General features: G+C 72.7%; 19 protein-coding genes. 7 read left to right on the top strand and 12 right to left on the bottom strand.

The features are described 5' to 3' along the window. Window positions 1-329 precede the first annotated feature (329 nt). Window positions 330-941, top strand: a complete 612-nt coding sequence (locus AB0Q99_RS14970) for a ScbR family autoregulator-binding transcription factor (protein ID WP_363571667.1) — start codon at window positions 330-332, stop codon at window positions 939-941. Between the two features lie 70 nt (window positions 942-1,011). Here the strand turns inward: AB0Q99_RS14970 and AB0Q99_RS14965 are convergent, their stop codons facing one another. Next, window positions 1,012-1,647: a ScbR family autoregulator-binding transcription factor gene (locus AB0Q99_RS14965; RefSeq protein WP_363571665.1), complete on the bottom strand. Its 636-nt coding sequence runs from the start codon at window positions 1,645-1,647 to the stop codon at window positions 1,012-1,014. Window positions 1,648-1,995: 348 nt separating this feature from the next. Between AB0Q99_RS14965 and AB0Q99_RS14960 the strand changes: the two genes are divergently transcribed. Beyond that, complete coding sequence (locus tag AB0Q99_RS14960; protein WP_363571663.1) at window positions 1,996-3,075, top strand: ScbA/BarX family gamma-butyrolactone biosynthesis protein; 1,080 nt, start codon at window positions 1,996-1,998, stop codon at window positions 3,073-3,075. A gap of 61 nt (window positions 3,076-3,136) precedes the next feature. Here AB0Q99_RS14960 and AB0Q99_RS14955 read toward each other — a convergent pair whose 3' ends face one another. The 7 genes from AB0Q99_RS14955 to hemL form a co-directional block, all read right to left on the bottom strand. Further along, a complete protein-coding gene (locus AB0Q99_RS14955; protein WP_363571661.1) occupies window positions 3,137-3,544 on the bottom strand; it encodes a hypothetical protein in 408 nt (135 codons plus the stop codon). Window positions 3,545-3,665: 121 nt separating this feature from the next. Further along, window positions 3,666-4,796, bottom strand: a complete 1,131-nt coding sequence (ccsB, locus tag AB0Q99_RS14950) for a c-type cytochrome biogenesis protein CcsB (RefSeq protein WP_363571659.1) — start codon at window positions 4,794-4,796, stop codon at window positions 3,666-3,668. A gap of 3 nt (window positions 4,797-4,799) precedes the next feature. Next, window positions 4,800-6,614 (bottom strand): cytochrome c biogenesis protein ResB, encoded by a 1,815-nt coding sequence (locus AB0Q99_RS14945; RefSeq protein ID WP_363571657.1) that lies wholly within the window; start codon window positions 6,612-6,614, stop codon window positions 4,800-4,802. Window positions 6,615-6,616: 2 nt separating this feature from the next. Further along, complete coding sequence (locus tag AB0Q99_RS14940) at window positions 6,617-7,408, bottom strand: cytochrome c biogenesis protein CcdA (RefSeq protein ID WP_363571655.1); 792 nt, start codon at window positions 7,406-7,408, stop codon at window positions 6,617-6,619. After that, window positions 7,405-8,022 (bottom strand): TlpA disulfide reductase family protein, encoded by a 618-nt coding sequence (locus AB0Q99_RS14935; RefSeq protein ID WP_363571653.1) that lies wholly within the window; start codon window positions 8,020-8,022, stop codon window positions 7,405-7,407. Before AB0Q99_RS14935 ends, AB0Q99_RS14940 begins: the two co-directional genes overlap by 4 nt. Before the next feature lie 197 nt (window positions 8,023-8,219). Beyond that, window positions 8,220-8,870, bottom strand: a complete 651-nt coding sequence (locus tag AB0Q99_RS14930) for a histidine phosphatase family protein (protein WP_363571695.1) — start codon at window positions 8,868-8,870, stop codon at window positions 8,220-8,222. A 79-nt stretch (window positions 8,871-8,949) separates the two neighbouring features. Further along, window positions 8,950-10,278 (bottom strand): glutamate-1-semialdehyde 2,1-aminomutase, encoded by a 1,329-nt coding sequence (gene hemL, locus AB0Q99_RS14925; protein WP_363571651.1) that lies wholly within the window; start codon window positions 10,276-10,278, stop codon window positions 8,950-8,952. Between the two features lie 442 nt (window positions 10,279-10,720). Between hemL and AB0Q99_RS14920 the strand changes: the two genes are divergently transcribed. After that, complete coding sequence (locus AB0Q99_RS14920; protein ID WP_030055696.1) at window positions 10,721-11,209, top strand: hypothetical protein; 489 nt, start codon at window positions 10,721-10,723, stop codon at window positions 11,207-11,209. A gap of 121 nt (window positions 11,210-11,330) precedes the next feature. On the opposite strand, the gene AB0Q99_RS14915 is transcribed toward AB0Q99_RS14920, so the two are convergent. Both AB0Q99_RS14915 and AB0Q99_RS14910 read right to left on the bottom strand, forming a co-directional pair. Then, the gene (locus AB0Q99_RS14915) at window positions 11,331-11,819 is read right to left on the bottom strand and encodes a MarR family transcriptional regulator (protein ID WP_363571649.1); all 489 of its coding nucleotides are present in this window, start codon (window positions 11,817-11,819) and stop codon (window positions 11,331-11,333) included. Window positions 11,820-11,882: 63 nt separating this feature from the next. Continuing rightward, a complete protein-coding gene (locus AB0Q99_RS14910; protein ID WP_363571647.1) occupies window positions 11,883-13,163 on the bottom strand; it encodes a glycosyltransferase family 39 protein in 1,281 nt (426 codons plus the stop codon). 157 nt (window positions 13,164-13,320) lie between these two features. Between AB0Q99_RS14910 and AB0Q99_RS14905 the strand changes: the two genes are divergently transcribed. Next, window positions 13,321-13,908, top strand: coding sequence for a DUF4291 domain-containing protein (locus tag AB0Q99_RS14905; RefSeq protein ID WP_363571645.1), 588 nt, complete (start codon window positions 13,321-13,323; stop codon window positions 13,906-13,908). A gap of 32 nt (window positions 13,909-13,940) precedes the next feature. On the opposite strand, the gene AB0Q99_RS14900 is transcribed toward AB0Q99_RS14905, so the two are convergent. Together AB0Q99_RS14900 and AB0Q99_RS14895 are read right to left on the bottom strand one after the other, a co-directional pair. After that, on the bottom strand, window positions 13,941-15,578 hold the full coding sequence (locus tag AB0Q99_RS14900; RefSeq protein ID WP_363571643.1) for an RICIN domain-containing protein: 1,638 nt from the start codon (window positions 15,576-15,578) through the stop codon (window positions 13,941-13,943). Window positions 15,579-15,851: 273 nt separating this feature from the next. Further along, entirely contained in the window at window positions 15,852-16,091 is a 240-nt protein-coding gene (locus AB0Q99_RS14895) for a chaplin (protein WP_350521601.1), read from the bottom strand. A 577-nt stretch (window positions 16,092-16,668) separates the two neighbouring features. On the opposite strand from AB0Q99_RS14895, the gene AB0Q99_RS14890 reads away from it, so the two are divergent. The 3 genes from AB0Q99_RS14890 (at window position 16,669) to AB0Q99_RS14880 (ending at window position 17,784) form a co-directional block, all read left to right on the top strand. After that, window positions 16,669-16,911: a chaplin gene (locus AB0Q99_RS14890; protein ID WP_363571641.1), complete on the top strand. Its 243-nt coding sequence runs from the start codon at window positions 16,669-16,671 to the stop codon at window positions 16,909-16,911. 109 nt (window positions 16,912-17,020) lie between these two features. Beyond that, window positions 17,021-17,290 (top strand): chaplin, encoded by a 270-nt coding sequence (locus tag AB0Q99_RS14885; RefSeq protein ID WP_363571639.1) that lies wholly within the window; start codon window positions 17,021-17,023, stop codon window positions 17,288-17,290. Between the two features lie 113 nt (window positions 17,291-17,403). Further along, window positions 17,404-17,784, top strand: a complete 381-nt coding sequence (locus AB0Q99_RS14880) for a hypothetical protein (protein ID WP_363571637.1) — start codon at window positions 17,404-17,406, stop codon at window positions 17,782-17,784. Window positions 17,785-17,920 lie beyond the last annotated feature (136 nt).

The raw sequence follows: 17,920 nt of genomic DNA, 5'->3' as shown, positions 1-17,920 counted from the left end.
CACCGCGCCGATCGAGCCGATCGCCACCTGGCAGCGCCTGGAGCGCCGCCCGGCCTACTACTCCCCGGTCAGCTGGCAGCAAGCCGCCTGACGGACCCCGGCTCGCGCCGACGGCCGGTCACCCCGTTCGGGTGACCGGCCGTCGGGCGTTCCCCGGCGGTGCGCGCACCCTTCGGGCCCGTCCCGTCGGCACGGGCCGGACCGGGCGGCGGGCAGCTCGGTAGGATGCCTCCTGGACGATGTGCCTCCGCCGCCCCGTCGGCCCCATGGGATCGGCCGCTGCGGGATCGGCCGCTGCCGAGGTACCAGAACTTTCCAGGGAGGCTGCGATGGCCAGGCAGGCCCGCGCGCTGGCGACCCGCCAGGCGGTACTCCTCGCGGCGGCCGAGGTGTTCGACGAGCGCGGCTACGCCGCCGCCACGATGTCCGACATCCTGGACCGCGCCGGTGTCACCAAGGGCGCGCTGTACTTCCACTTCCGCTCCAAGGAGGAGCTGGCGCTCGCCGTCATCGAGGGCCAGGGCGCCTGGATCGCCGACTGGAAGCCGGCCTCGGACAGCTCGGTGCAGAACCTGATCGACCTCGCGTACGCCTTCGCCCACGCGCTCCAGGACGATCCGCTGGTGCGCGGCAGCATCCGGCTGACCATCGAGCACGGCAGCTTCACCCAGCCGCAGATCGCGGCCTACCAGGGTTGGATGGACCTGGTCCGGGAGCTGCTGGAGCAGGCCCGGGACGCCGGGGACCTGCACCCGGGGATCGACCTGGCCGCGGCCTCCGGGGTGATCACCGGGGCCGTCACCGGGATCCAGCTGAGTTCCCAGGTGCTGGCCGACCGCCAGGACCTGATCCAGCGGATGGCCGACATGTGGACGCTGCTGCTGCCCGGGCTGGTCCAGCCGCACGCGCTCGCCCGGCTGAGCGTGGCCGAGCGCACCTGAGCGCGGCCGGGGCGGGCCCGGCTGAGCACAGCCTGGCGTCGCCGGGCGTCGCCGGGCGGCCCGTCCCGGATCAGACCCGGTAGCCGGCCCGGTCCCCGGCTGCCACCAGCGCCGGCAGCGCGGCCGCCCAGACCCGGCGCACGGCCTCCGGCCGGGGCCGGGCGGTCTCCTCCCCCGCCAGCAGCACCTGCCCGGCCGCCACCGCGGTGAGCAGCTCCGCGGCGGCCCGCCGGTCCACCCCGGGGCACAGCTCGCCGGCCTCGGCGGCGCGGTCCAGCAGCCGGTGGACGACCGCGGCGAGGCTGCGCCAGGTGGCGTCCGGGCCGGGCGGTCCCGGCGGGCCGTCCTGGGCGTCGTCCCGGCGCGGGACCTGGCGGCCGAGCCGGACGCCGGCCCGCACCACCACGTCCTCGCGCATCATCCGGGCCAGCTCGTGCGAGAGGTCGATCAGTCCCTGGAGGGCCGGGCCGTCGGCGCGCAGGGCGCGCAGCGCGGCCGAGCCGATCTCCCGGCCGGCGGCGCGGCGCACCCCGTCGGCGAGGGCCTGCTTGGACACGAAGTGGAAGTAGAGGGCGCCCTTGCTCACCCCGGCGCGCCGGCTGATGTCGACCAGGCTGGCAGCCTCGAAGCCCACCCGCGCGAAGGTCTCCGCGGCGGCGAGCAGTACGGCCTGCCGGGTCCGCCCAGCCCGTTCCTGCTTGACCACTGGCCCCCTCCGGACTCGACCGGGCGCGATTCCCGCCCCCGCCCGGCTGCTGTCGGCGCCCCCCTGCCGGGAGCGGCGCTCGCATGCGGACGGCTGCGACCGAAACCGCATGGTTGGTATCTAATCTAGCGCCTGGGCCGCCCCCGCCGTCCAGCGGGGACGGCCCCCCGCCCAAGGTCTGCGGTCGGCCACAGGGCATTGCCCCAGCCCACGGGGCAGGTAGCGTGAACGGGCCGGGCTGCGTGGCCGGGGCACCCCAGTCGCCGAACACAAACCGGGTGGTATGTATGTTTTGCTCGGGCGTCCATGGCGGCCGCTCGACCGACACCCTGGGAGCGGGGGCCAGTCATGCCATCGATCGTAGAGCCGGACCCCCACGGCGCTTACGCCCACCCCGGATCCGGAACCGGCCTCGGTTCCGGCTACGACTTCCACGACCGGACCGTCTCCCGGCACCTGGTGCACCGCGCCTCGGTGTCCGAGGTCTTCCTCACCGGCTGGCAGTCCACCGGCCCGTACGACTTCCTGCTCGGCGCCCAGTGGCCCCGGCTGCACGGCTTCTACCGGCTGCCCGGGGACCGCTACCACGACCCGGTACTGATGGCCGAGACCGTCCGGCAGGCCGGGCTGCTGATCGGCCACGCCGGGTTCGGGGTGCCGCGCGGCCACCACTTCGTGATGGACGACCTGTCCTACGCCCTCGGCGCGCCCGGCCTGCCCGGCTTGGCCGTCACCGCCGGACCGGCCTCGCTGATGCTCGCCGTCGGCTGCGAGGACGTCCGGATGCGGGACGGCCGGCTGGTCTCGCTGCGGGTGCGCGCCGAGGTCACCCGGGACGGCCGGCCGATCGGCCGCGGCTCGGGCCAGCTTCGCGTGCTGTCCCCCGCCTCGTACGACCGGCTGCGCGGCCCCGGGCGGCACACCGTCGCCCCGACCCGGCCGCCGGCCCCCACCGCGCCCGAACTCGTCGGCCGCGCCGAGCCCGCGGACGTGGTGCTCAGCCCCACCCTGCGGCCGGACACCTGGCTGCTGCGCACCGACGCCGAGCACCCGGTGCTGTTCGACCACGAGCTGGACCACGTGCCCGGGATGCTGGTGCTGGAGGCGGCCCGCCAGGCCGCCCAGCGGCTGCGCCACCCCGAACCGGTGGTGCCGGTCGAGCTGGTGACCTCCTTCGACCGCTACATCGAGCTGGACCGGCCCTGCTTCGTCCGGGCCGTCACCGAGCCGACCGCGCACGGCCGCCGGCTGCCGGTCCGGGTCCAGCTGATCCAGGACGGGCGGACCGCCGCCGAGTGCACGCTGCTCACCGAGCCGGTGGACGGGCCCGCCGAGGGCCCGCGGGTACCGGCGCGGCGGGACGCCCTCGACGGCCGCCCCACCGCGCCGGACGACCTCGGCGGCAGCCGGCTGCCGCTGGCCAGCTGACCGGCCCCGACGGCGGGGCCGGTCGGGTCCGTCCGGGCCCCGGTCGAGTCCTCGGCCCCCGTCAGGCCGCCACCAGCGCCGATGACGGCCGCCCGGCGTGCATCACGCTGAGGTTGGTCGCCAGTCTGACCGGGTCCTGCGCCAGCCAGAGCCGCAGCGCCGCCCCCAGGGCGGCACTGGCCGACTCGATCCGGACGTCGGTGATCTGCGCGATCCGGGCCGCGCCGGGCACCAGCAGGTCGGCCAGCGCGGTCGGCAGCCAGACCGTCAGGGCGCACGGCGCGGGCGTCGCCAGCGCGCCCAGCAGCCGGTAGGCGTCCCCCGGCGCGCTGAGCGTGGGGATGATGTCCAGCAGCGCGTCGGACACCACCTCGGACACGTCGCTCCGGTGTCCCTGGGCGAGGCTGCGGAGCAGCATGCGCTCGGCGGCGGTGATTCGGACGGTCAGCATGACCTCGTCGCACTCCATTGCGCGATTTCCTCCTCAATTCCCTCTCGCACCGACCGGCGGCCGGCGCGCACTACCCCTGTCGCACCTCGGCCCGGCTACCTGGGGAGAGAGCCGGGCCGGGGGTGACTGTGTGCCCCGGTCAGATCCCCGCGTAGGAGTGCTTGCCGGTGACGAAGATGTTCACGCCGTAGTAGTTGAAGAGCCAGCAGGCGAAGGCCGCGAGCGCCAGGTAGGCGGCCTTGCGGCCCTTCCAGCCGGCCGTCGCGCGGGCGTGCAGGTAGCAGGCGTAGGCGACCCAGGTGATGAACGACCAGGTCTCCTTCGGGTCCCACTCCCAGTACTTGCCCCAGGCCGCCTCGGCCCAGATCGCGCCCGCGATGATGGTGAAGGTCCACAGCGGGAAGACCAGCGCGTTGATCCGGTAGGACAGCTTGTCGAAGGTCGACGCGGCGGGCAGGCGGCGCCAGATCGACGCCGAGGTGCCGAGCGGTCCGGTGGTCAGGCCCGCCGCCGCGCGCTTCTCGAAGGAGTCCTTGCCCAGGTACAGCAGGGTGGCGATGAACGCCGCGTAGAAGGCGCCGCCGCAGAAGATCGCGGTGGAGACGTGGATCGCCAGCCACGGCGAGTGCAGCGCCGGGACGAGCTGCTCGGAGTCGGTGTACAGCGTGGTGGTGGCGATGCCGAGGGTCAGCAGCACGGCGACGACGACCGGCAGGCCGAGCCAGCGGACCTTCTTCCGCCCGGCCAGCAGCACCAGGTAGGCGGCCGTCATCGCGAAGGCGAAGGCGCAGGAGAACTCGTACATGTTGCCCCACGGCCAGCGGGACACCGACAGGCCGCGGGCGACGATGCCGCCGCCGTGCAGCAGCAGCGCCAGGACGGTCAGCGAGACCGCGATCCGGCCGGCCAGGTCGGCCTTCTCGTTGGTGCCGGCCGCGCCCGGGCCGTCCTCCTCCTCGGCGGCGCGCCCGCTGGTGACCACCGTCGCGCCCTCGCCCGCGATCGCGGTGCGGGTGAGCGTGGTGGTGCCGCCGCCGGCCCCCGCCACCGTGACGGTGACCCTCTTCGCGGCCTTCTTCCCGGCCGCGGCGACGGTCTCGGACAGGCTGCCCGCCTGCTCCTTCGAGCGGACGGCGACGGCGCCCTTGCTGCCGAAGGTCCACTCGATCATGTGGGCGAACATGGCGAGCGTGTAGACCACCATCGCCGAATAGATCAGCTTGTTGGAGAGGTCGGCCAGCTGTGGGTCGACCGCCGAGGCGAGTTGCACCGTCTACTCCTTGGAGTTCTGGTCGGCAGGGACTGCGGGGGCTGAGGCCTCGGCCTCGGGGTCGTGGGGTGCGGCGGGTTCCCGGGCCGCCGCCGCGCAGGCGGCTTCGCCGTCGTCCTCCTCGGAGGCCGGGGCGTCGTCCGCTTCGGAGGCCGGGGCGTCGTCCTCCTCCTCGGCGGCCGGGGCGTCGTCCTGGAGGTCCACCGCGAGTTCGGCCAGCTCCTCGGCGATCTTCGCCGACTCGCTGCGGGCCAGTCCGGCCAGCTCGACCTGGGTGCCGCCGCCCGGCAGGGCGACCGCCCGCACCCAGATCCGGCGGCGCTGGATGAACAGCGAGCCGATCAGGCCGAGGATCGCGAGCACGGCGCCGGTCAGCGCGATCGCGTTGCCGGGGCGGTGCGAGACGTTGAAGCTGGCCCACTGCTTGTAGCCCTCGAAGGTGACGGAGCCGTAGCCGTCGGGAAGGGTCCAGCCCTGGCCGGGCTTCAGCCGGGCCTTGGCCGGCTGGCTGTCCTGGGTCAGCTGGGTCAGCTTGCGGGTGTTGAGCTGGTAGACGTTCTGCGGCAGGCCGGAGTCGGTGCCGAGGTCGCCCGCGAAGGCGTTCAGGACCAGCTCGGGCGCGGCGTCGCCGGGGAACAGCGAGACCGGACCGGTGCCCTCGAAGCTCAGCGGGGCGGTCGGCAGGAAGAAGCCGGAGAAGCCCATCTGGGTCCGGATGCCGTCGGGGCCGGTGCCGTAGTCGGAGACCTTCACGACCCCGGTCGAGGTCAGGTTGGCGTCCTGCGGCAGGAAGGGGACGGCGCCCTGGTAGACGACGTCACCCTTGCCGTTGCGGACGGTGATCACCGGGGCGTAGCCGTGGCCGATCAGGTAGACCTTGCTGCCGCCGATCTCCAGCGGGTGGTTGACCTCGATCGTGGACTTCTTCAGCTTCGACTCGTCGCTGCCCTCGTAGTACTCGACGTTCGCGGTGAACTGCCGGGCCGCGCCGATCTGGTCGCCCTTGGTCTGGAACGAGGAGGTGAAGCCGTCCAGCTTCAGGTAGAACGGGTCGAGGTCCTGGCTGCCGTAGAACCGGGTGCCGTTGAAGTCGTCCAGCTGGGTGATGGTGTTCGAGTACCCCTCGCCCGCGACCATCAGCTTGCCGCCGGTGCCGGAGGCCAGGCTGGCCCAGGCGAAACCGCCGAGCAGCGCGAACAACGACAGGTGGAAGAGCAGGTTGCCGACCTCGCGCAGGTAGCCCTTCTCGGCGGCCACCGCGCCGCCGGACAGGTTGGCGCGGAAGCCGCGCTTGCGCAGCAGCCGGTGCGCGGCGGCGTTCACCGTGTCGGCGTCCGCCTCGGTGCGCCAGACCGCGTGCACCGGCATCCGGGTCAGGTTGCGCGGCGCGGCCGGCGGCTGGGAGCGCAGCACGCCGACGAACTGCCAGGTGCGCGGGACGATGCAGCCGGCCAGCGAGACGAACAGCAGGATGTAGATCGCGGAGAACCAGACCGAGCTGTAGACGTCGAACAGCTGGAGCTTCTCGTAGATCGGCGCGACGGTGCCGTGCTGCGCCTTCCACGCCTCGACCTTCAGCTGCCCCTGGCCGTTCTGGTACTGCGGGATCAGCGAGCCCGGGATGGCGGCCAGCGAGAGCAGGAACAGCAGGATCAGGGCGACCCGCATCGAGGTCAGCTGGCGCCACATCCAGCGCGCCCAGCCGAACGCCCCGATGCCGGTCGGTCCGTCGGACTCGACCGGTGCGGTGCTGAGCCGCTCGGCGGCGCTCTCGTCCGGCGCCGGGGGCTGCTCGGTCTCGGTCGTGGTGTTGCTCACGGTCAGATTCCGATCGAGGAGTCGGCGGTCCAGGACTGCAGTTCGCTCATCCAGGAGTCCCAGATCCCGGTGACGAGCAGCAGACCGACCACGACGAGCATGCCGCCGCCGATCCGCATGACGAGCGGGTAGTGCCGCTTGACCCAGCCGAAGGCGCCGAGCGCCCGGCGGAAGGCCAGCGCGGCCAGGATGAACGGTACGCCGAGGCCCAGGCAGTAGAAGGTCGTCAGCAGCGCGCCGCGCTGGGCGTCGGCCTGGTTGAGCGCGAGGTTCTGCACGGCGGTCAGGGTCGGTCCCATGCAGGGCGTCCAGCCGACGCCGAAGACCACCCCGAGCATCGGGGCGCCCAGCAGGCCGACCGCCGGACGGCGGTGGGAGCGGACCTCGCGCATGCTCAACCCGGGCACCAGGCCCATGAAGGCCAGGCCCATCACCACGGTGAGCGCGCCCAGCACGATGTTGATGGTCCGCTTGTAGTCCTGCAGCTCCTGGCCGAAGTAGCCGAAGAGCGCGCCGGTGGAGACGAAGACCGCGGTGAAGCCGAGGATGAACAGCACCACGCCGAGCAGCATCCGGCCGCGCCGCGAGCCGCGGGCGTCCGCGAGGTCGGCGGCGGAGAAGCCGGTGACGTACGACAGGTAGCCGGGGACCAGCGGCAGCACGCAGGGCGAGAAGAACGACACCAGACCGGCCGCCAGCGCGACCGGGGCGGCGACCAGCAGCGCGCCGCTCTGGACGGTCGAGGTGGTGTCGGCCAGTTGGAGTCCGGCCTGGTGCAGCGGCGGCAGGCTCACTGCTTCTGCTCCGCGACCACCGGCTGCAGGATCGACTCCAGCGCGTCCTGGGTCGTGCCGCCGACGGCGCGGGCGGCCAGCTTGCCGTCGCGGTCGACGATCAGGGTGGTCGGGATGGACTGCGAGTTGAGGCTGCCCTTGGGGAACTTCAGCAGCTGGGTGCCGGCCGGGTCGAAGATGCTCGGGTAGGTGATGCCCTGCTCCTGCTCGAAGCGGACCGCGTTGCCCTTCTCGGTGTCCCGGGTGTTGACGCCGAGGAACTGGACGCCCTGGTCCTTGTACTTGTCCGCGACGGCCTGCAGGCTCTTCGCCTCGGCACGGCACGGGCCGCACCAGGAGCCCCAGATGTTCAGCACGACGACCTTGCCCCGGTAGTCGGAGAGCTTGGTCTGGCCACCGTCCAGGGTGTCCCCGGAGATGTCCGGCGCGTCCCCGCGCTTGCCGGCGTCCACCTTCGCCAGGTTGGTGCCCTTGACCGTGACGAAGCCGACCTGGCCCTCGCCGCTACCGGCCGAACCCGAGGAGGAACAGCCGGTGAGGGCGAGCGCGGCGGCCGCGGCGGTGGCCACGGCGGCTGCGGCGACACGGGGACGGGGGCGCGTCATGGCAGACATGTGAAAAGTTTCGCATGGAGTTCCGGGCAGGTTCGGGGGGGCCCTGCCTTGCGCGTCGCACCCCCTCTGACCTGCGACGAAATCGGGTCACCCGGCGTACGCCGGGTGACCCGAAGTCATACTTACGCACCACTTACGCGCCGTGCGCGCGGGCGTGTGACGCCGCTCGCACGCGGCTCGCAGGCCGCTCGCAGCGGCTAGGCGCCGAAGCTCTTGCCCACCGGCTTGTCACCCTTGCGGCCCTTGCCCACCAGGTGCGCGGGCAGCAGGTCGCGGGCCGGCTCGCGGTAGCCGACCGAGACGATCTTGTCGCCCTCGAAGGTGAAGCTGGTCAGCGAGGCCAGCGAGCACTGCCGGTTGCGCGGGTCGTGCCAGAGCCGGCGGCGTTCGACGAAGGAGCGGACGGTCCAGATCGGCAGCTGGTGACTGACGCAGACCGCCTCGTGCCCGCGCGCGGCGTCCCGGGCGGCGCCGAGCGCACCCATCATCCGCACCACCTGGTCGAGGTACGGCTCGCCCCAGGAGGGCTTGAACGGGTTGGTGAGGTACTTCCAGTACGCCGGGTTGCGCAGCGAGCCGTCGCCGACGCCGAAGGTCTTGCCCTCGAAGACGTTCTCCGCCTCGATCAGCCGCTCGTCCGCGGCGGTGTCCAGGCCGTGCGCCTTGGCGATCGGCTCGGCGGTCTCCTGGGCCCGCTCCAGCGGCGAGGCCACCACGTGGACGATGTCCCGGCCGGCCAGGTCCTCGGCCACCCGGTCGGCCATCCGCCGGCCCAGCTCGGACAGGTGGTAGTCCGGCAGGCGCCCGTACAGGACGCCCTCCGGGTTGTGCACCTCACCGTGCCGCATCAGGTGGACGACGGTGATCTCTTTGGCGCTCACTTCTCGACTGCTCCTGGGACTCGGGGTGGACTGGGGCCGGTCCGGCCTACGCCGTGGCGGCGGCAGCGGCGCGCGCGGCGGCCGGCAGGGCGGCGGCGATCCGCTCGATCGCCCGCTCGTCGTGGGCCGCCGAGACGAACCAGGACTCGAAGGCGGACGGCGGCAGGTAGACGCCCTCGGCCAGCATCGCGTGGAAGAAGGCGGTGAAACGGTACGCCTCCTGGGTCTTCGCCTGGTCGTAGTCGGTGACGGCGGCCTCGGTGAAGAACACCGAGAACATGTTCCCGGCGGTCTGCAGCCGGTGCGTCACGCCCTCCTTGGTGAGCGCCTCGGAGACCAGGCCGGAGATCTCGGCGGCGACCTTGTCCACCGTCGCGTACACCTCGTCGGTGCAGCCGCGCAGCTGGGCCAGGCCGGCCGCGGTGGCGATCGGGTTCCCGGACAGGGTGCCCGCCTGGTAGACCGGGCCGGCCGGGGCCAGGTGCGCCATCACGTCGGCGCGGCCGCCGAAGGCCGCGGCCGGGAAGCCGCCGCCCATGACCTTGCCGAAGGTCAGCAGGTCCGGCGCCCAGCCCTCGTTGGCGGCCTCCAGGCCGTACCAGCCGGCCTTGGAGACGCGGAAGCCGGTCATCACCTCGTCGGAGACGAACAGCGCGCCGTTCTCCCGGCAGAGCCGGGCCAGGCCCGCGTTGAAGCCGGGGAGCGGCGGCACGACGCCCATGTTGCCGGGCGAGGCCTCGGTGATCACGCAGGCGATCTCGCCCGGGTTGGCCGCGAAGGCCCGCTCGACGGCGGCCAGGTCGTTGTACGGCAGCACGATGGTGTCGCCGGCCTGGGCTCCGGTGACGCCCGGGGTGTCCGGCAGGCCGAAGGTGGCCACGCCGGAACCGGCGGCGGCCAGCAGGGCGTCCACGTGACCGTGGTAACAACCGGCGAACTTCACGACCTTGGCCCGGCCGGTGAAGCCGCGGGCCAGCCGGATCGCGGACATGGTGGCCTCGGTGCCGGAGGAGACCAGGCGGACCTGCTCGACCGGGGCGACCCGGGCGACGATCTCCTCGGCCAGCTCGACCTCGCCCTGGCCGGGCGTACCGAAGGAGGTGCCGTGGGCGACGGCCCGCTGGACGGCGTCGATCACCGCGGGGTGCGCGTGGCCGAGGATCATCGGCCCCCACGAGCACACCAGGTCGACGTACTCGCGGCCGTCGGCGTCGGTGAGGTAGGGGCCGGTGCCGGACACCATGAAGCGCGGCGTGCCGCCGACCGCGCGGAAGGCGCGCACCGGGGAGTTGACACCGCCGGGCGTCACCACGGAGGCACGGTCGAACAACGACTGGGACTGGGGGGCTTCGTAGGGGTAGCTCACAAAAGACATGGTCTCAAATCGTGTCCTTGCCCTCTGCATGTCGGACCCGATCATCTGGAACGATGATCCGGGCACCGTCGTCTGTACGGTTGTCCGTACAGTCCGTACCGACGGGGCCGCTGACTGCCCCGCTGGACGGACCAGTCAGACTGTCTACACAGAGTGCGCGAGCGCTCCGGTTGTGTGCAGGGGTGTGGAGAGGACTGCCGCGTACCGTGGGTGGGTACGGCGGCGCATGACGGGTAAGGAGCACGTCCGGTGGGACGCCGGACGTGCGGGGGTCTGTCGATTCCGGCGAATTCCGGTGAGGATGGTCCGAGTGTCCGAGGCGCAGGACGGCTACGACGAGGCCGCGGGGGGCTCCCGCCGGCCCGCCGAGGCCGCACGCGGGGGTACGGGAGCGGGTACGGGTCGTGGTCGCCGCGGCGGCGAGAGGCGGGGTGAGGGACGCGTGGGGGTGACGTACAAGTACTTCGGTGCCCCCGACCGCGCGACCGCCGCCAGGGTCCCCACCGCCCTCGGACCGGGCGGGCTCGGGCTGGACGCCGGCGAACTCGGCTCGCTGGGCCGGCTCGGCGACCTGATGGAGACCAGCGGCTCCCCCACCGGCCACCTCTCCACCAAGATCAAACCGGAGACCATGAGCGCGATGGTCCTCACCGGCATCCAGGGCGTCCCGCTGCACCAGGTGCCCCCGCTGGAACTCGTCGTGCTGCACCCGGACTACGCCGTCGTCCAGCTCCCCCACAACGTCGTCGAACCGCTCCGCAAGGCCGACGAGACCGAACTCGGCGCGGCCGCCTTCATCTGGTCCACCGTCCCGGACCGACGCGGACCGCGGGACGCCTTCGTGATCTACAGCATGCTGCACGAGTGGCAGGACTTCGCCAACCGCCTGCACGAGGCCGGGCACCAGCTGTACTGCCTGGTCTGGCCGTAACACCGGCGCCGGACGCCGCCGAACGCGGTCCGAGACGAGGGGATCTGACGCTCCGCCACCTCCCGGTGGGGGGCCGTCAGCAGGGTGACCGTCAACAGTCGCCGGGCGGACCGGAGTACCGCTAGCCGCGGGCCCGGCGGGCACGGCGGACGGTGCGTTCGCTCTCCACCGGCTCCGCGAGGAGACCGCCCACCAGGTGCGTCAGGGCGGACACGAAGGCCTCGCGTTCGGGCCGCGGCAACGACTCCAGCAGTTCGCGGTGCACCCGGTCGGCGATCGCGGTGCCCTCCGCGACGGCGCGCTCGCCCGCCTCGGTGACGGAGATGATCCGGGCCCGGCGGTCGTTCGCGGACGGGCGGCGTTCGGCCAGCCCGGCCTTCTCCAGCTCGTCGACGGTGACCACCATGGTGGTCTTGTCCAGGTCCGCCAGCTCGGCCAGCTGGATCTGGGTGCGCTCGCTCTCCTGCGCGTGGAACAGCACGCAGTACGCGCGCGGAGTGATCCCGAGCTCGGTGAAGGCGGCCGCCATCCGGGTCGCCAGCACGTGGCTCGCGTGGTCCAGCAAGCCGGAGATGTCGCGGATCTGGCGCACGGGCGGGATCGTCGTCATACGTCCGAGATTAGCAACGGCCCGTCTGCTGCCGGATGATCCCGTTGCCAACCAACGCCGGGTCTACGGGATGCCCAACTCGAACAGCGCATAGCCGGCGTACCAGCCGGCCGCGATGGCGGGCATCGCGAACAGCCCGATCAGCGAGGGGGTCCGCACCTTGCGCAGCGCGAACGCCAGGCCGATGCAGAGCGGGAAGGCCGGGAGCAGGTAGCGGGAGATGTTGCCGAAGATCTGGTTGCTGCTCAGCGCGGTGGCGATGGTGAGCGCGGTGTACACCCACAGGACCAGCGGCGGCCGGGCTCGCCACAGCAGCACCAGCAGGCCGGGCAGGGCGATCAGCAGGGCGATGGCGATCAGGTCCGGCACCGGGTTGGACTGCCAGAAGTCCCAGTGGCCGGTGATCACGTCCATGATCGTGCGGAGGGTGGAGGCGCCGCCGTCGAAGTAGCGGTTCCACGCGCCGCGCTGGAGCTTGAAGTAGCCGCCCCAGTCGCCCATCCGCCAACCGACCCAGGCGACGTAGCCGACCAGGCCCCAGGGCGTGATCAGCATCGCGGTCAGCGGGCGGGCCACTCCGTCGGTGCGGCGGACCAGCGCGACCAGTGCGGCGATCGAGACGGCCGCGATCAGCGCGGCGGCGGTCGGCCGGTTGAGGCCGGCGACCAGCGCCAGCGCGCCGGCGGTCAGCCAGCGACGGGTCATCACGCAGTAGCAGGCCCAGGCGGACAGCGCGACGAACAGCGAGTCGGAGTAGACCGCCCACTCCACGCCGGAGCCCGGGAACAGCCCCCAGATCACCGCGGCCGTCACCCCGGCCCGGAAGCCGCCGAGCCGCTCGGCGATCGCGAAGATCCCGGCCGCCGCGACCAGCGAGGCGAGCACCGAGACCGCGATCCCGGAGCCGTACGAGCCGAGCCCGGTGACCGCGCCGACCAGCCGCATCAGCCACGGGTAGAGCGGGAAGAAGGCGGCCGAGTTCTCGTAGTAGGTCGCGAGCGGGAACCCGTGCAGCGGGATCAGTTGCGGGTCGTACCCGTTCTCGGCGATCCGCTGGTACCAGACGCCGTCCCAGGTGCTCAGCACGTCCCAGGGGTTGGCGCCGCCGCCGCGGCCCGGCTGCTTGTTCAGGTAGTCGCCGGTGTGCGAGAGCAGCAGCATGAAGACGGTCAGGCCGGTGGCCTTGACCACCGCGTACGCGCCCAGCGCGGGTGCGAAGCGGTCCACCAGCACGCCGAAGCGGCCGGGCGTCCGGCCGGTCCGATCCTCGGACGGCGCCGGAGTCGCCGCGGGGGGCGTCCCGGGCTCGGTGCTGGACGACTCGGTGCTCGATGCCGTGCTCATCTGCTCTGGGTACTCCCCGCCCCGCTCGTGGTCCGCGCGGCTCCGGCGCAACGATTTTCCCGTGAGCCTACGGCACGCCCCCCGCCCGCCCCGCCGTCCCCCGCCCGGCGGGAAAACCCCTGGCGCCCCGACCGGGGTGCCCGCGACGATTCCGGGCATGCCGAACACCCCGTCGACGCGCCGGATCCGGGCCGCGCACACCGCCGACACGATCACCGTCTACCAGGCCTTCCCGCCCGCGATCGCCGGGCCCGCGGCGGCCGAGGGACGGTTCCCGGAGGCGTTCGAGCGGGACCGGATGACCTGGATCAAGCCGTCGTTCCTCTGGACGATGCACCGCAGCGACTGGGGCAGGAGCCCGGGGCAGGAGCGGGTGCTGGCGCTGGAGATCAGCCGGGAGGGCTTCGACTGGGCGCTGGAGCGCGCGGTGCTGAGCGGCTACACCGGCCGGGCGCACGAGTCGCGGGCAGCGTGGAAGCGGGAGCTGCGGCAGAGCCCGGTGCGGGTGCAGTGGGACCCGGAGCGCGACCTGCGGCTGCGGCCGCTGGATCACCGGACGATCCAGATCGGGCTGCGCGGCGAGGCGGTGCGGCGGTACGCGGACGAGTGGATCCGGCGGATCACGGATGTCACCGGGTTGGCCGGGCGGGTGCGGGTGGAACGGGACCCGGCACTGCTGCCGGTGGAGACGCCGTACCCGCTGGGCGCGGCCGCCGCCGCCCGGTCGGGGGCGGCGGCGGTCTGAGCGGTGCCGGCGGGCCTGGTCGGGAAGCCTCGTCAGCCCTTGACGTAGACGATGCCGAGCTTGCTGAGCTGCCAGAGCTGGTTCGCGGCTCCGGTGTCGGTGGCGAGCTCGACGCAGGGGTTGCCCTTGGCATCGAGGGTGCTGCCGACGGCCAGGACCTTGCCGCGGTCCTGGGAGTCGGCGATCTTGTAGCGGCCGTCGCCGACCGGCTCGAACACCCAGTGCTGGTTGCCGCCGCCGTTGCAGCGCCACTGCTGGATCCGGGTGCCGGGGGCGGTGGAGGCCGCGTTGGCGTCCAGGCACATGTCGCGGTTGCCGCTGAAGTCGAGCTCGTAGCTGCCGCCGGCCTTGGCCTCCAGCACGAAGGACTGGTTGAGCCCGCCGCCGGCCGGGTAGCTGATGGCGGCCCGGCCGTTGGTGGAGTCGCCGTAGCTGCCGCCGCCGGTGAGGTCCAGGGCGTTGCCGGTGGCCGCGTTGGTCAGCTGGTACCAGGCGCCGTCCTCCGGGGCGTCGCCGAAGGGCTTGCCCGGGGTGAGCGGCTGGATCGACGTGGTGTTCCGCTGGTCGAGCGTGCAGTAGGCCTGGGCCAGCTCGGGCCGGGCGTAGAACTGGCCGAGGCAGACGCCCTCGCCGCGGTAGCCGGCCACCCGCAGGTGGTACGACTGGCGGACCATGTTCATGCACAGCCCGGGGATGCCGATCTGCGAGTCGCAGCCGTTGCGCACCCACTCGGAGAGGTTGATGACGTCCCCGTTGCTGTACTCGTAGGGGGAACTGGTCCACTCCGCGCAGACCTCGTGCCCGAAGGCGACCCGCCGCTGGTCCAGGTACCGGACGCCGGGCACCTGCTCGGCCGCGCCGCGCAGCGCGTCGCTGAAGGTCGGCACCACCCAGTTGTGGCCCCAGGCGAGGTCCTCGGGGAAGGCCGGGCAGCCGTCGGCGATCTTGCCGAGGTAGTCGTTGCGCCGGATGTCCGGGGTGATCGGATTGAAGTACGACTGGTAGACCAGCTGGTACGCGGAGTCGGCGTAGCCCGCCCCGCGCATGGTCTGACGGATGTTCTGCAGCGCCGCGACGACCTTGGGCTGGACGCCCTTGGCGCGCCGCCGGATCTCGTCGCTGCCGATGGTGTCCCGGCAGCCCTGGTCCTTGGGGATCGGGAAGTACTGCGCCAGGCAGTGCATCATGACGCCGCTGAAGTCGAAGTCGTCGTTGGCGCCGATCGTCACCACGACCAGCTTGACGTCGTACTTGGAGGCCGCGTCGGCGAGTTTGACGTCCTGTTTGGGCTCGCCGAAGTCGCCGCTGCCCGGGCCGGTGATCTTCGCCAGCTCGGGGTCGCTGACCAGGTCGCCGGTCTGGGCGCCGGAGCAGGCGAGGTCGATCGGGGTGACCCCGGGGATGTCGGTGACGAAGATCTCCGACTTGGGGTGGCGGTGGCAGTAGTTGGTGGAGCTGTCGGTCTCCGGGAAGTAACCGTCGTTGGTGTCGGTGCCGGCGCCCTCCCCGGAGATGGCGCTGTCGCCGAGGGCGACGACCGCGGCCGGCCTGGCGGCGGCGGGCGCCGGGACCGGGGCTGGAGCGGCGAGGGCAGCGGGGGCTCCGGCCAGGCCGAGGGTGGCCACGAGGGCGCCGGTGGCGAGTGCCGCCGACAGTCGGGACCTGATCACGAGCGACTCCTTGCGGGGGTGGGGGGACCGCCCGGGCGGGGCACCGAGCGGCGCGGAGCAAGAGAGGAGCTGGAAAGGTGAGCAGGACTCGGATTCTAGGAACTGACAAGTAGTACAACAAGGCTTGTGACGCGCCGGGACCTGACGGAAGGGCAGATCCCCTGCACGCCGCAGAGGAGCGAAGGGCCGGGCCGGCAAGCGAAGAGCCGCCGCCCCGCGCCCCAGGAGGGAAGCGCGGAGCGACGGCTCACACCGGCCGAACCGGATGCGGGCTCAGCCCACGTTGGCGCAGTGGTTCCCGAACGCCGGGTTGAGCAGGCCGACGATGTCGATGGTGTTGCCGCACAGGTTGACCGGAACGTGCACCGGAACCTGGATCTGGTTGCCCGAGATGACACCGGGGGAACCGGCGGCGACGCCCTCGGCGCCGGAGCTGGCCATCGCGGTGCCGGCGCCGGCGGCCACGATGCCCACCACAGCCGCGCCGACGGCGGCGGTCTTCTTGATGCTCATGCGAGCCTCCTGACTGTTCAAACAGAGATGCACGGGGAGTGCGACATCAAGAACGAGACCTCCCCGCACCGGTTGCGACGGTGCGCGCACTGTCACCCGTCCGGAGCAACGGCGCCCCCGGTCGGCATTCGGGTGATCGACTTCGGCCGGGCCGTTTCCCCGAGCGCCGCGCCTCGTTCTCCCTGACGGAAGCCGGTCCACCGGCCCCTACACACGAATCGAGATACCGCCCATGCGCAAGCTCGCCCACGCCGTCGTCGGCACCGCGGCCACCGGCGGCTCGATCGACGTGGCGGGCCTCCCGAACGCGGCGCCCGGCGATCCCCGCCGGAACGTCTGACCGGGAATTCCCTCCGGTCGCGCCTTTGTCCGAAGCCTTTCCCGGCCGTGCGGGAAGGGATTTCGAGAGGCGCTGCAACTACGGCGGCTGCGTCCACGCCCGCGCCATGGGCGGAACACGCCGGTGTGCGCCGCCCGAGTGACAATCACGGAAATCCCTGAAGCCTTCGGGTGAGTATTCATGCTCGCCCGACTCCCGACACTTCCCTGCCGTCGGGCAGAAATCGGAGGAAAGAACATGCGTAACCTCAAGAAGGCCGCCGTCCTGTCCCTGGCCGCCACCGGTCTGGTGCTCGGTGCCGCCGGCGGCGCGTTCGCCAGCTCGGGCGCCGAGGGCGTCGCCGCCGGCTCCCCCGGCGTGCTCTCCGGCAACCAGATCCAGATCCCGGTGCACATCCCGGTCAACCTGTGCGGCAACAGCATCGGCGTCATCAGCATCCTGAACCCGGCGTTCGGCAACACCTGCGCCAACATCGGCTGAACCGGCGGTCGCCGCACCGGCGACAGCTGATTCACCGTGCCCGTGCCGCGCCCCGCAGCGCCGGGGCGCGGCACGCTCCACCCGTGTGTGATCGAGGAGATCAACCCCCATGCAGAACGTGAAGAAGGCCGCCGTCCTCTCCGCCGCCGCTGCCGGCCTGGTGCTGGGCGCGGCGGGCTCCGCCGCCGCCAGCTCGGGCGCGGAGGGCGTCGCCGCCGGCTCCCCCGGTGTCGCCTCCGGCAACCAGGTCCAGGTGCCGGTGCACATCCCGGTCAACCTGTGCGGCAACAGCATCAACGTGATCGGCCTGCTGAACCCGGCCTTCGGCAACAGCTGCGCCAACGTCGAGCTGCCCCCGCCGCCGGCGGACAACTGCTGATCCCCGATCGGCACGTGATCCGGCCGTCCTGCCCCCCGACCAGTCGGCCGGGGGGCAGTTCGGCATCCCCGGACGGCCGTCCGGGACCCCCGATCCACCGAAGGGTGATCCGCATGGTTTCGAAGAAGAGCGGGGCCGGCCTGGCCGCCGCCGTCGGTGCCGCGGTCCTGCTCGGCGCCGGTACGGCGCAGGCGGCCACCGGCCCGGCCGGTCAGGCCCCGGCCGGGCCGGCCACGCTGGCCAGGACCGATGTCGGCCAGGCGCTGAACGGGACGACCTCCGGCCTCGGCTACGGCATCGCGCCGATCAAGAGCCTGCGCCTGGACCCGTGGGCGAACTCCTCCGCCGACGTGCTCAACAACGGCGCGACCGTCCAGCCGGACCAGGGCCTGGCCCCGGTCGGCACCGGCACGCTGACCGGCCCGCTGAGCGCGGGCGGCGGCGTCAAGGACCTGCCGCTGGTCGGCGGGCTGACCGGCGTGCTGCCCGGCTGACCGTCCGGACGCGCGACGGACCGGCCGCACCGGACTCAGTCGGACGCACCGGAGCCCGGTACCCCGCTCGCAGGCGTGGGGCACCGGGCTCCGGTCGTGCCGGGCGCCGGGCCGGAACCGGGACGGAACCCGGCCG

This window comes from Kitasatospora sp. NPDC086791, assembly GCF_040685975.1.
Taxonomy (GTDB): Bacteria; Actinomycetota; Actinomycetes; order Streptomycetales; family Streptomycetaceae; genus Kitasatospora.
Note: the sequence above shows the minus strand (reverse complement) of the source record. Positions and strands in the feature narration are given on the sequence as shown.